Genomic DNA, 13,659 nt, shown 5'->3' on the forward strand with positions numbered 1-13,659 from the left:
TAACCATATAAGTTGGTGAAGATATTGACAATTCAATGGTTTCCAGGCCATATGGCAAAAGCGAGAAGACAGGTTACAGAAAAACTCTCTCTCATCGATATTGTATTCGAACTTGTAGATGCTAGGATTCCTGCATCATCCCGAAACCCAATGATTGATGAAATCATAAAAAATAAACCAAGACTTCTCCTTTTGAATAAAGCAGACATGGCCGATCCAAAAGTAACAAAAGAATGGATTTCATATTATAAAGAAAACGGCATACATGCCCTTGCTATTAATTCACAAGAAGGTAATGGCATGAAGCAAATCGTTAGTGAAGCAAAGGTAATTTTAAAAGATAAATTTGACAAAATGGCTGCAAAAGGGATTCGACCACGAGCAATCCGAGCATTAATCGTAGGGATTCCGAATGTCGGTAAATCGACATTAATTAATCGCCTAGCAAAGAAAAACATTGCACAAACGGGCGACCGTCCCGGTATTACGAAAGCTCAGCAATGGATTAAGGTTGGTAAAGAGTTAGAGCTCCTTGATACACCGGGAATTCTATGGCCAAAATTCGAGGACCAAGAAGTGGGTCAAAAATTAGCAACAACTGGAGCTATTAAAGATACAATTCTAAATCTGCAGGATATTGCTGTGTATGCCCTTCGATTTTTAGAAGAAAATTATCCTGAGAATTTAAAAGAACGTTTTGGTCTTGAAGAAATTCCAGATGATATCGTATTGCTATTTGATGAAATTGCCAAACGTCGTGGTAGCATGATGTCTGGTGGATTCGTAGACTATGATAAAACAGCTGAATTAATTATTCGAGAAATTCGAACTGAAAAATTAGGCAGGCTTACATTTGAGAAACCTTAAGGTTCGCTTTATAGCGAGCCTTCATTTTTTTTAAAAGATGACGATATAACTTACATACAGCACTAGAAATTGAAGGTGAAGGCATGTCACAATTGACAATCAAAGATATCGAAAATAAATTATCCATGATACATAACGAACAGGATCAGTTTCTAAAAGACTGTGAAAGGGATTCCCGTAAAGGGGTTCAAGTTCTATTGCAACGATGGAGAAAGAAAAAAGACGAAGAAAAGGCCTTAGAGCAACAATTTAAAGAAATGACCCAATACGAGCAAGGCCTTTATAATAAAGGGTATCGTTTTATAGCAGGTGTCGATGAAGTCGGTCGTGGCCCATTGGCAGGACCTGTAGTTGCGGCTGCTGTCATTTTACCTCAGGACGCCTTTTTACCGGGCGTAAATGATTCAAAAAAACTAACGGAACAAAAGCGAGAGGAATTATTTCATCAAATAACAGAGTGCGCGATTTCGATCGGCATCGGGATCATACCGGCAGAAGTTATAGATGAAGTAAATATTTATCAAGCAACAAAACAAGCAATGAAAAAAGCACTTTTGGCTCTTTCTGAAAAACCCGACCATCTTTTAGTTGATGCAATGGAAATACCAATTGATATCCCACAAACGTCAATCATTAAAGGCGATTCAAAAAGTGTATCAATAGCAGCAAGCTCAATTATCGCAAAAGTGACTAGAGACCGTTTAATGGTTCGCTTAGGTCATGAATATCCACAATACGGGTTCGAAAAGCATATGGGATATGGTACAGCATATCATCTTGATGCGCTAAAAAAATATGGCGTTACAAGTGTACATCGACGTTCATATGCCCCCATTCGAGAGTTAATAGAGGTAAAATGATGATTCCAATTCATTTAATTCAAGCAATATTTAAGAGTGGAGCAGTACAAAAGCTTCACTCTCTTTCAAATTCAAGTCAAGGAGAACAAAAAACACAGAGTTCATCCACCAACCTACCAATCTTATTATCAGCTAATACGAGTGAAATCTCTAGTACCTCTCAACATAGCCCTTTACATCAAATGGACACAGTTGACCTAACATCAAATGATTTAAGCCAATTTCTTCAGCAACAATTTAACTTTCAAACCCCAGATAATAAGAACATTTCACTTCGGATGTCTGGAAGGAAGAAAAACGGGGAAATTGACTCTAATTTTTGTCGTCTACTTTTTTCGCTAGAACTCAAAAATTTAAATGAAGTAGTCATTGATGTTAAGGTTCAAAATCGCATTTTATCACTAGTCATCTATAATCAATCAGAAGGAATTGAGTCTATAATTAGTGATTTGAAATCAACACTCCAAACTAATTTGGAACCTTTAGGGTATCAGCTTTCATCTATAAAAATAAGTAACCCAGTAGACAGGAACAAAGTGATAGGTCAAACTGACTCAACTAAGGTTCATGAAAGAGTAGATTTGAAAATATGAAAAAAATACAAAAGAACAAAGCAAAAATGGCTGTTGCTTTGTCATACAACGAAAAAATAGATTCTGAGCCTAAGGTAGTTGCAAAAGGTAGAGGGCTCGTAGCTAAAAATATAATTGATAAGGCCAAGGAACATAAAGTCCCAATCCAAGAGGATACAGCTTTAGTCGAGATATTAGGTGAACTTAGAATAAATGAGGGGATTCCAGAAGATTTATATCAAGTCATTGCAGAAATTTTTGCTTTTGTTTATCAAATGGATAAAAACCTTGAAGAATCGAAAAAATAGTTTCGTGGTATAGTAAATAAGTCATTATTTGCAGAAAAAAGAACAAATTCATGCGAAATGGTAGACAAGTAGTTAATTCAGTTATAAAATGAAAGCGCAGTCTAATTTTGTCGAGTTAACGTCATAAAGATTTGGGAAAAAAACCTATCTCAGTATGATGTAAATTTCTATGCAAATAAGATTTTTCGGAAAAATTATAATTGTCATAGAAAGTTGAAAAAAGAAAATGTATAATAACATTTGGACTGACAAAAAATTCTTTGCTTTTATACATAAGAATGGAGGATGGGAAATGAATATCCATGAGTATCAAGGAAAAGAGATCCTCAGACAATATGGGGTAGCTGTTCCAAATGGTAAGGTTGCTTTCACGGTTGATGAGGCTGTTGAAGCTGCAAAAGAACTTGGTTCCCAAGTTTGTGTTGTTAAAGCACAAATTCACGCAGGGGGTCGTGGTAAAGCGGGTGGAGTTAAAGTAGCAAAAAACCTAGATGAGGTTCGTACATATGCTAATGAAATCCTAGGTAAAACGCTTGTAACACACCAAACAGGACCAGAAGGTAAAGAAGTAAAACGTCTTCTAATTGAAGAAGGTTGCGATATTAAAAAAGAGTACTATGTTGGACTAGTACTTGATCGTGCTACTTCTCGCGTTGTTTTAATGGCATCTGAAGAAGGTGGAACAGAAATCGAAGAGGTTGCTGAAAAAACACCTGAAAAGATTTTCAAAGAAGTAATCGACCCTGTAGTTGGATTATTACCATTCCAAGCTCGTCGAATTGCTTTCAACATTAACATTCCAAAAGAATTAGTGAATCAAGCTGTTAAATTTATGACTGCTTTATACACTGCATTCGTTGAAAAAGATTGCTCAATTGCTGAAATTAACCCATTAGTTGTAACAGGCGATGGTAAAGTAATGGCACTTGATGCTAAATTAAACTTTGATTCTAACGCATTATACCGTCAAAAAGACGTACTTGAGTACCGTGATTTAGACGAAGAAGATGCAAAAGAAATTGAAGCATCTAAATATGATTTAAGCTATATTTCACTAGACGGAAACATCGGATGTATGGTAAACGGTGCAGGTCTTGCTATGTCTACAATGGACATTATTAAGCACTACGGTGGCGACCCCGCGAACTTCCTTGATGTTGGGGGCGGCGCTACTGCTGAGAAAGTTACTGAAGCATTCAAAATCATTCTATCTGATGAAAACGTTAAAGGTATTTTCGTAAATATCTTTGGTGGAATTATGAAGTGTGATGTAATTGCTGAAGGTGTTGTAACTGCAACGAAACAAGTAGGCTTGGAAATTCCTCTAGTAGTACGTCTTGAAGGAACAAACGTAGATTTAGGTAAAAAGATTTTACAAGAATCTGGTCTGAACATTACAGCTGCTGAATCAATGGCAGACGGTGCACAAAAAATCGTATCACTAGTAGGATAGAAAGGCAGGGGACAAACATGGGTGTTTTTGTTAATAAAGATACAAAAGTAATTGTTCAAGGGATAACAGGTGCTACTGCATTATTCCATACAAAACAAATGCTTGAATATGGTACTAAAATTGTTGGTGGTACTTCACCTGGTAAAGGTGGAACTGAAGTAGAAGGTGTTCCTGTATTTAATACTGTAAAAGAAGCAGTAGAACAAACAGGTGCAACAGCATCAGTAATTTATGTTCCTGCTCCATTTGCAGCAGACGCAATTATCGAAGCAGTTGATGCTGAATTAGACTTAGCAATCTGTATTACTGAGCATATACCAGTATTAGACATGGTGAAAGTGAAACGCTATATGGAAGGTAAGAAGACTCGTTTAGTAGGTCCTAACTGTCCTGGTGTAATCACTGCTGATGAATGTAAAATCGGAATCATGCCTGGGTATATCCATAAAAAAGGACATGTAGGCGTTGTGTCACGTTCTGGTACATTAACATATGAGGCTGTACATCAATTAACTCAAGCTGGAATTGGTCAAACAACTGCAGTAGGTATTGGTGGAGACCCTGTAAACGGAACGAACTTCATCGATGTGTTAAAAGCATTTAATGAAGATGAAGAAACATATGCGGTTATCATGATTGGTGAAATCGGTGGAACAGCTGAAGAAGAAGCTGCTGAATGGGTTAAAGCAAACATGACTAAACCAGTTGTTGGATTTATCGGTGGACAAACTGCACCTCCAGGAAAGCGTATGGGCCATGCTGGTGCGATTATTTCGGGTGGTAAAGGTACTGCTGCTGAAAAGATCAAAACAATGAATGAATGTGGAATTAAGGTCGCTGAAACACCGTCAGTAATGGGTGAAACTTTAATTTCTGTTCTTAAAGAAAAGGGTTTATACGAAAAGTGTAAAACTCACTAATAAATACTCGAAAGAGGCAGTTCTTGTCTAAGAACTGTCTTTTTCTGATGAAAAAAAGGAGAATATATGGACAAATTTCGAGAAAAATTAATACATCTTCATCACTGTCGAGGAATAGGTTGGAAATCAATTTATAAAATTCTACAGCATGATTTGACCCTCTCCAATATCTATAAATACTCCCCATCCTTTTATGAAAAAATCCTTCCATTGTCTAAAAATCAACTAACTATTTTTCTAAAAGATTTGCATTCTTTATCAATCCAAAGTATGCTAAAACAATATAGCGATAATAATGTTGGGATTATTACCATATTTGATCAAGAGTATCCTAGACTATTGAAACAGATTTTTGATCCACCGTGGGTCATTTATACGCTTGGAGACAAATCCTTATTAAATAGTAAGAAATTATTAAGTGTTGTTGGTTCACGTACACCATCATCAACAAGTTTACAGAGTATGAAAAAGGTCTTAGAACCTTTGATTAAGCAAAATTGGGTATTGGTTAGTGGTTTAGCGCGTGGTATTGATACAATGGGACACCAATTAGCAATCCGAAATAATGGAAAAACAATTGCAGTCATCGCTGGCGGTCTTCATCATATTTATCCTCACGAGAACAAAGAGTTGGCAACTACCATCACTCAGAATCATATACTTATTTCTGAATATCCCCCATCCACAAAGCCTGAAAAATGGCAGTTTCCGATGCGAAATCGAATTATTAGTGGTTTAACTCAAGGAACTCTTGTTGTTGAAGCAAAAGAAAGAAGCGGTTCTTTAATTACCGCTGATCAAGCTCTAAACCAAGGCAGAGAGGTCTTTGCGATACCAGGTTCGATATTAGAACCTTCATGTGTAGGAACAAATAAGTTAATCCAATCTGGAGCAAAATTAGTCCTTACAAGTGAGGATATTTTATCAGAAATTCGTACTTTTGAATAAAAATAACTAGTAAAAATGTATAAAAATAAATTTAACAGTTTGACAAACGGTACATGAATATTTAATAATATGGAGGATTTAACTTATTCAGTGGGGTTTAAACCCCGACTGAATAAGTCAAAGCTTCCGGCGGATGCCACAGATTTTTAGAGGTAGTTTTTCGAGCAAGCTCGAAAAAATCTGGGCGCAAATACGCCAAGGCGCATTTGATTACAGTAACTTAGGTAAAATTTATTATAAATGGAAAATTAATTTAACCTCTAAGGAGGAAGCGATACATGTCGGACTATTTAGTCATAGTTGAATCACCAGCAAAAGCAAAAACAATTGAGAGATATTTGGGGAAAAAATACAAGGTAAAGGCTTCAATGGGCCATGTACGAGATCTCCCAAGAAGTCAAATGGGTGTAGATGCAAAAAACGATTTTGAAGTAAAATATATTACAATTCGTGGAAAAGGCCCTGTATTAAAGGAATTAAAGACAGCCGCAAAGAAGGCAAAGAAAGTTTATCTAGCAGCTGACCCCGATCGCGAAGGGGAAGCAATCGCTTGGCATTTGGCTCACTCGTTAGATCTTGATATAACCTCTGATTGTCGAGTTGTTTTTAACGAAATTACAAAGGATGCCATTAAAGAGTCCTTTAAACATCCACGTCCAATTAATCAGGCTCTAGTAGATGCACAACAAGCAAGACGTGTTCTTGACAGATTAGTAGGCTATAATATTAGCCCATTGCTATGGAAGAAAGTAAAGAAGGGTTTAAGTGCAGGACGAGTTCAATCAGTTGCAGTTAGATTGATTATTGATAGAGAAAAAGAGATTCAAGATTTTGAACCGGAAGAATATTGGTCAATCAAAGCGAACTTTTTAAAAGAAAATGAAAATGTACAATTTGAAGGGCAATTTTACGGTGTAAATGGAAAAAAATTAGAGTTAACAAATGTGACTGAGGTAGAAGATATCCTTTCTCAAATTGAAGCTGAATTCTCTGGGAGCGATGAAGAGTTAACAGCAGTGATTTCTAAGAAAGCGAAGTCATTTACCATTACTTCTGTCACAAAAAAAGAGCGAAAAAGAAATCCAGCACCACCGTTTATTACATCTTCCCTACAACAGGAAGCAGCACGTAAATTAAATTTCCGTGCAAAGAAAACAATGATGCTAGCACAACAATTATATGAAGGAATTGACCTAGGTAAGGAAGGAACAGTTGGTCTAATCACATACATGCGTACAGATTCAACTCGAATTTCAGATACAGCCGTTGAGGAAAGCTCCCAATATATTGAACAGACATTTGGAAAACAATTTGTAACAGATACGAAAAGAAAAGAGAAAAAAGGTGCGAATACGCAGGATGCTCACGAAGGGATTCGCCCGACTTCAGTTTTCAGAGAACCAAATAGTGTGAAACAATATTTAAGCAGAGATCAATTAAGATTATATAAATTGATTTGGGAACGATTTGTAGCAAGTCAAATGGCTTCCGCAATTATGGATACGATGAGCGTTGACCTAAATTATGGAGACGTTGTGTTCAGAGCCACTGGTTCAAAAGTTAAATTCCCTGGATTTATGAAGGTTTATGTTGAGGGTAATGATGACAATGTTGAAGAAAAAGAGAATATGCTACCTGATTTAAAAGAAGGTGACCGTGTATTTGCTACAGATATTGATCCGAAGCAACACTTTACACAGCCACCTCCTAGATATACGGAAGCTCGACTTGTTAAAACCATGGAGGAACTTGGAATAGGAAGACCTTCCACTTATGCACCAACTCTTGATACGATTCAGAAAAGGGGCTATGTGTCCTTAGATAATAAACGGTTTGTTCCTACCGAATTAGGGGAAATCGTAGATGAGTTAATGCTTGAATTCTTCCCGAGAATTTTAGATGTAAAATTTACTGCGAAAATGGAACATGACCTTGATGAAATTGAAGAAGGAAAAACAGAATGGATCAAAATAATTGATGAATTTTATCAGGACTTTGAAAAAAGATTAGAAATTGCAGAATCAGAAATGAAGGAAGTAGAAATTAAGGATGAGCCTGCAGGCGTGGATTGTGAAAACTGTGGTCATCCTATGGTTTATAAAATGGGTCGCTATGGCAAATTCATGGCCTGTTCGAATTTTCCTGATTGTCGCAATACAAAACCGATTGTTAAAGAAATCGGGGTTCCTTGTCCGAAATGTGAAAAAGGAAATATTGTTGAGAGAAAAAGCAAGAAGAAAAGAATTTTTTATGGTTGCGATCAATACCCAGAATGTGATTTCCTATCTTGGGATAAACCACTTGCTCGGAAATGTCCGAAGTGTGAAAACCTGTTAGTTGAGAAAAAACTCAAAAAAGGAATTCAGGTACAATGTGCCCAGTGTGATTATAAAGAAGAAACGCAGAAGTAACATGTGGTGGTGAGCAACTTTCAGCTCACCACTTTCCATTTTTCGTCAGAAAAAAGTGGATTTCTTACGCAATTCAGAATTTTGTAAAAAAATCAGAGTTTTTATTTGCAAGGGCTACTAAATTGTGATAATATTTAGTAGCCCTTGTGAGGTGAAAATATTGGAAGATGTGAACAAATCGTTACAGTTATTCAAAGAATATTTACAAATTGAGAAAAATTATTCAGAATATACTATTGTGCATTATGAACAGTCAATTGAACACTTTTTCTTATTTATGAAACGAGAAACGATCTCAAATCTTACTGACGTCACATATTCCGATGTGCGTTTGTATCTAACTGAGCTTTATAAGAAACAATATGCAAGACGTACTGTTGCAAAAAAAATATCAACATTGCGCAGTTTTTTTAATTTCCTATTAAGGGAAAAGCATATTTCTCAAAATCCTTTTATTCTTGTGTCATTACCGAAAAGGGAACAAAGACTTCCCCATTTTTTATATGAAGAAGAATTGGAAAAGCTATTTAAAGTTTCAGATGTTTCAACTAGCTTAGGGAAACGGGATCAAGCTATACTTGAGTTGCTTTATGCGACTGGAATCCGTGTGAGTGAATGCTGTAAGCTTACACTCCAGGACTTGGACTTTTCAACTGGGATTGTGTTTGTTCACGGAAAGGGAAATAAACAGCGATATGTCCCTTTTGGAAGCTATGCTGAGCAAGCACTAACGAACTATATATCCATAGGTCGCAAGGAACTACTTGAAAAAGCTTCAGTACATACAAACCATTTATTTCTTAATTTCCGGGGTGGACCTCTAACAACAAGAGGAGTCAGGTTAATCTTAAATAATATGATAAAGAAGACATCTTCTACCATTCATATTAGTCCACACGTATTAAGACATACTTTTGCTACACATCTTTTAAACGAGGGCGCTGATATGAGGTCTGTACAAGAACTGCTGGGTCATGAAAGTTTGTCATCAACACAAGTGTATACACATGTTACAAAGGATCATTTGCGAAATATCTATAAGTCCTCACATCCACGTGCATAAGGAGGTTGTTTGAGAAATGTCTAATTTTCATGCAACAACAATATTCGCTGTAAAACACAAAGGAAAATCAGCAATGGCAGGTGATGGTCAAGTTACCTTTGGAAATGCCGTTGTTATGAAACATACAGCAAGAAAGGTACGAAAACTATTTCAAGGAAGGGTTATTGCTGGATTTGCAGGGTCGGTCGCAGATGCGTTTACCTTATTTGAAATGTTTGAAGGACGCCTAGAAGAGTTTAATGGAAATTTGCAAAGGGCAGCAGTTGAACTTGCAAAAGAATGGAGAAGCGACAAAGTTCTTCGTAAATTAGAGGCAATGCTGATTGTAATGGATGAGAAGGATTTGCTTCTTATATCTGGAACAGGCGAAGTAATTGAGCCAGATGATGGGATTTTGGCAATTGGCTCTGGTGGGAATTACGCGCTTTCTGCAGGACGTGCATTGAAAAAATATTCAGGTGATCATTTAACTGCAAGAGAAATTGCAAAAGCTTCATTAGAAATTGCAAGTGAAATTTGTGTGTATACAAATGAAAATATTATAGTTGAGGAACTATAAGGAGGGGACTACTTTGAAGACGAATCTAACCCCAAGACAGATTGTAGAAAAATTAGATCAATACATTATTGGCCAACATGAAGCAAAAAGAGCTGTGTCAGTGGCTTTAAGAAATCGATATCGTCGTAACCTGCTTAATGAAAAGTTAAGAGATGAAATTGTACCCAAGAATATTTTGATGATCGGGCCAACTGGAGTTGGTAAAACTGAAATAGCTAGACGACTAGCAAAACTAGTTGGTGCACCTTTTATCAAAGTAGAAGCAACGAAATTTACTGAAGTTGGATATGTCGGACGCGATGTTGAATCAATGGTTCGTGATTTAGTAGAAACGTCAGTTCGCCTCGTTAAAGAGGATAAGATGGTTCAAGTTTCCGAACGTGCTGAGGAAAATGCAAATAAACGAATTGTTGAACTACTTGTCCCAAGCTCTAAAAAGCAAACATCTTATAAAAACCCACTTGAGATGCTTTTTGGAGGCAATAACACTGAGCCTGAAGTAGAGAAAACAAATGAAGAAGAAAGCTTGAGTGAACGAAGAAAGCGAATGGCGCATAAGCTTGCGCTTGGTGAGCTCGAGGATTATTATGTAACTGTCGAAGTAGAGGAGCAACAGGCATCTATGTTCGACCTTTTACAAGGCTCTGGTATGGAAAATATGGGAATGAATATGCAGGATGCATTAAGCAACCTCATGCCGAAAAAGCGCAAAAAGCGTAAATTAACAGTTAAAGAAGCTCGTAAAGTCTTAACAAATGAAGAAGCAGCCAAGCTAATTGATATGGATGAGGTAACACAAGAAGCTGTAAACCGTGCTGAACAGTCAGGTATTATTTTTATCGATGAGATCGATAAGGTTGCAGGTAAAAGTCATAATTCTTCTTCTGCAGATGTTTCAAGGGAAGGAGTCCAACGTGATATTTTACCGATTGTAGAAGGTTCAACAGTTGTCACCAAATATGGTTCTGTTAAAACAGATCATATGCTCTTTATTGCAGCTGGAGCTTTTCATATGTCAAAGCCTTCAGATTTAATCCCTGAATTACAAGGTCGTTTTCCGATTCGTGTTGAGCTAACTAAGTTAACAGTAGATGATTTCTACCGTATCTTAGTTGAGCCAGATAATGCACTATTGAAACAATATTCAGCATTATTAGAAACAGAAGGTATACAACTTGAATTTTCTGACGATGCTATTCGTAAGATAGCTGAAGTTGCCTTTCAAGTGAATCAGGATACAGATAATATTGGTGCTCGTCGTCTACATACAATTTTGGAGAGACTATTAGAGGATCTATCATTTGAAGCGCCGGACATTACGATGGAACAAATCACAATTACTCCTCAATATGTCGATGAGAAATTGAGTACAATTGTGAAGAACAAAGATTTAAGTCAGTTTATTTTGTAAGATTATCAGGAGGAACAAGAAAAATGCAATTATTAGAAAGAACTAGAAAAATTAATGCAATGCTGCAAAATGCAGCAGGTAAACCAGTTAACTTTAAGGAAATGTCAGAAACATTAACCGACGTAATTGGAGCGAATACCTTCTTATTAAGTCGTCGTGGAAAACTTCTTGGTTTTGCCATCAAGCAAACGATTGAAAACGAAAGAATCAAGAAAATGATTGAGGATCGTCATTTCCCTGAAGAGTACACACAAAGCTTATTCAACATTCACGAAACATCCTCTAATCTCGATATTGAAAGTGATTATACTGCTTTTCCAATCGAGAATAAGGAATTGTTTAAGAATGGATTAACAACGATTGTACCTATAATCGGTGGTGGAGAAAGATTAGGAACACTCATCCTTTCAAGACTTGATGAAAGATTTGAAGATGATGACCTCATTTTAGCTGAATATGGTGCAACAGTTGTTGGTATGGAAATTCTGCGTGAAAAAGCGGAAGAAATTGAAGAAGAAGCTAGAAGCAAAGCTGTTGTGCAGATGGCAATCAGTTCATTGTCTTATAGTGAATTTGAAGCAATTGAACATATCTTTGAAGAGTTAAATGGCAACGAAGGGTTACTAGTTGCAAGTAAAATTGCAGACCGCGTGGGAATTACAAGATCAGTTATCGTTAACGCATTAAGAAAGCTTGAAAGTGCTGGTGTAATTGAATCTCGTTCACTAGGAATGAAAGGTACGTACATTAAAGTACTAAACGATAAATTCTTACTTGAATTAGAAAAACTAAAATCACATTAAATTATAAGAAAAACGAAGATGCATTTCCCATCTTCGTTTTTTTATTTGCATGATTATCATAAAAGCGATTTGTAACATAATTTGTCGAGTATTTGAAGTGGAAATATGTACTTGACGATTTTTGTAAAAAACAGGTGAAACTCCTCCTATGAAATTCTATAATGATAAACGGAAACCATGAGTAGAAAGTCCTAAATTGTCGAAAATTATCACTTTTTATCGTAAGCTTCATAGACAGATAGAATTAATTTCATTACAATAATAAAGGAGTTAATACGATTCGTTATATTTATTCGAATGATAGTACTTTTTTGTGAGGGGTCTCTATGAAACTTTTTTCTAATACAATATATTCGCTTGAAAAAGCTTTGGATTATTCAGCTTTAAGACAGAAGGTCATTTCAAATAATATAGCAAATGTGGATACACCAAATTATAAAGCACAAGATGTGAGCTTTAAAAACCTTCTTGCTAATGAGACGGACAGCCTAATGCGAGCTAATCGAACAAATGAAAAACATATCGAATTTACAAGCAGCAAACGTTCAAACAGTCCACTCATTGCCAAGAATGATACTGCATATAACCATAACGGTAATAATGTCGATATCGATAAGGAAATGGCGCTATTAGCAGAAAATCAAATCTATTATAATGCGATAACACAAAGAATTAGCGGGAAATTCAATACATTAAAAACAGTCGTAAAAGGAGGGAACTGAAGGTGTCAATTTTTCATAGCCTCAATACAAGTAGCTCAGCCCTAACTGCGGGACGACTTAGAATGGACGTTATTTCTTCTAATATGGCAAATGTGGATACAACAAGAGGGAAACTTGTAGATGGACAGTGGCAACCGTATAGAAGGAAAATGGTTGTTCAGCAGCCACAAGGTAACAGCTTTTCTTCCCACTTATCAAAAGCAATGAATCAATCAAAAGCAGGAAATGGCGTTAAGGTGACAGGTATCGTCGAAGATCAAACCCCATTTCAGCTCGTATATAACCCAGATCATCCAGATGCAAATGCTGACGGATATGTGGCTCTTCCGAATGTAGACCCTCTAAAGGAAATGGTCGACTTGATGAGTGCTACAAGATCCTACGAAGCGAATGTAACAGTTTTTAATGCGTCAAAAGGAATGTTAATGAAAGCTTTAGAAATAGGAAAATAGGTGATTAGTCATGATTGATAAGATAAATATTGCAACATCGCAGGTTTTGTCGAAGCCTATTATACAGCCAAAGACTGCGAATGCTGTTCAAAAGGAATTTAGCAACTTTTTAAAAGATGCCATAAATAATGTAAATGAAGCTCAACAGACTTCAGATAAAATGACCGAAAAGCTTATTAAGGGTGAAAATGTAGATTTACACCAAGTAATGATTGCTTCTGAGAAAGCAAGTGTGTCATTGCAAACGACACTTCAAATTCGAAACAAAGTTGTGGAAGCATACCAAGAAATCATGAGGATGCAGGTTTAA

15 protein-coding genes are annotated in these 13,659 nt (G+C 36.4%); all 15 read left to right on the top strand.

The window, feature by feature from the left end:
* The first annotated feature begins 24 nt into the window (after positions 1-24).
* A complete protein-coding gene (ylqF, locus tag ACFSFW_RS04280) occupies positions 25-867 on the top strand; it encodes a ribosome biogenesis GTPase YlqF (RefSeq protein WP_304215667.1) in 843 nt (280 codons plus the stop codon).
* Positions 868-950: 83 nt separating this feature from the next.
* Entirely contained in the window at positions 951-1,727 is a 777-nt protein-coding gene (rnhB, locus tag ACFSFW_RS04285; RefSeq protein ID WP_304215665.1) for a ribonuclease HII, read from the top strand.
* Positions 1,727-2,320, top strand: a complete 594-nt coding sequence (locus ACFSFW_RS04290) for a hypothetical protein (protein ID WP_304215663.1) — start codon at positions 1,727-1,729, stop codon at positions 2,318-2,320. The genes rnhB and ACFSFW_RS04290 overlap by 1 nt, the downstream gene beginning before the upstream one ends.
* Positions 2,317-2,607, top strand: coding sequence for an EscU/YscU/HrcU family type III secretion system export apparatus switch protein (locus ACFSFW_RS04295; protein ID WP_304215661.1), 291 nt, complete (start codon positions 2,317-2,319; stop codon positions 2,605-2,607). Before ACFSFW_RS04290 ends, ACFSFW_RS04295 begins: the two co-directional genes overlap by 4 nt.
* 292 nt (positions 2,608-2,899) lie before the next feature.
* Positions 2,900-4,060, top strand: coding sequence for an ADP-forming succinate--CoA ligase subunit beta (gene sucC / locus ACFSFW_RS04300; protein ID WP_304215659.1), 1,161 nt, complete (start codon positions 2,900-2,902; stop codon positions 4,058-4,060).
* A gap of 17 nt (positions 4,061-4,077) precedes the next feature.
* Entirely contained in the window at positions 4,078-4,980 is a 903-nt protein-coding gene (gene sucD / locus ACFSFW_RS04305; RefSeq protein WP_099352406.1) for a succinate--CoA ligase subunit alpha, read from the top strand.
* 66 nt (positions 4,981-5,046) lie between these two features.
* Complete coding sequence (gene dprA, locus ACFSFW_RS04310; protein WP_099363027.1) at positions 5,047-5,928, top strand: DNA-processing protein DprA; 882 nt, start codon at positions 5,047-5,049, stop codon at positions 5,926-5,928.
* Between the two features lie 278 nt (positions 5,929-6,206).
* A complete protein-coding gene (gene topA, locus ACFSFW_RS04315; RefSeq protein WP_304215655.1) occupies positions 6,207-8,339 on the top strand; it encodes a type I DNA topoisomerase in 2,133 nt (710 codons plus the stop codon).
* A gap of 160 nt (positions 8,340-8,499) precedes the next feature.
* Positions 8,500-9,402, top strand: a complete 903-nt coding sequence (gene xerC / locus ACFSFW_RS04320) for a tyrosine recombinase XerC (RefSeq protein ID WP_388035505.1) — start codon at positions 8,500-8,502, stop codon at positions 9,400-9,402.
* Positions 9,403-9,418: 16 nt separating this feature from the next.
* Positions 9,419-9,961, top strand: a complete 543-nt coding sequence (gene hslV / locus ACFSFW_RS04325; RefSeq protein ID WP_099352410.1) for an ATP-dependent protease subunit HslV — start codon at positions 9,419-9,421, stop codon at positions 9,959-9,961.
* Between the two features lie 13 nt (positions 9,962-9,974).
* A complete protein-coding gene (gene hslU / locus ACFSFW_RS04330) occupies positions 9,975-11,372 on the top strand; it encodes an ATP-dependent protease ATPase subunit HslU (protein WP_304215650.1) in 1,398 nt (465 codons plus the stop codon).
* 23 nt (positions 11,373-11,395) lie between these two features.
* The gene (codY, locus tag ACFSFW_RS04335) at positions 11,396-12,175 is read left to right on the top strand and encodes a GTP-sensing pleiotropic transcriptional regulator CodY (protein WP_099363023.1); all 780 of its coding nucleotides are present in this window, start codon (positions 11,396-11,398) and stop codon (positions 12,173-12,175) included.
* Between the two features lie 326 nt (positions 12,176-12,501).
* The gene (flgB, locus tag ACFSFW_RS04340) at positions 12,502-12,897 is read left to right on the top strand and encodes a flagellar basal body rod protein FlgB (protein ID WP_304215648.1); all 396 of its coding nucleotides are present in this window, start codon (positions 12,502-12,504) and stop codon (positions 12,895-12,897) included.
* 8 nt (positions 12,898-12,905) lie between these two features.
* Positions 12,906-13,349: a flagellar basal body rod protein FlgC gene (flgC, locus tag ACFSFW_RS04345; RefSeq protein ID WP_388036020.1), complete on the top strand. Its 444-nt coding sequence runs from the start codon at positions 12,906-12,908 to the stop codon at positions 13,347-13,349.
* Between the two features lie 10 nt (positions 13,350-13,359).
* Positions 13,360-13,659, top strand: coding sequence for a flagellar hook-basal body complex protein FliE (gene fliE / locus ACFSFW_RS04350; protein WP_304215644.1), 300 nt, complete (start codon positions 13,360-13,362; stop codon positions 13,657-13,659).

Source organism: Ferdinandcohnia salidurans (assembly GCF_042680725.1).
In the GTDB taxonomy this organism is placed as follows: Bacteria; Bacillota; Bacilli; order Bacillales; family Bacillaceae_L; genus Ferdinandcohnia; species Ferdinandcohnia salidurans.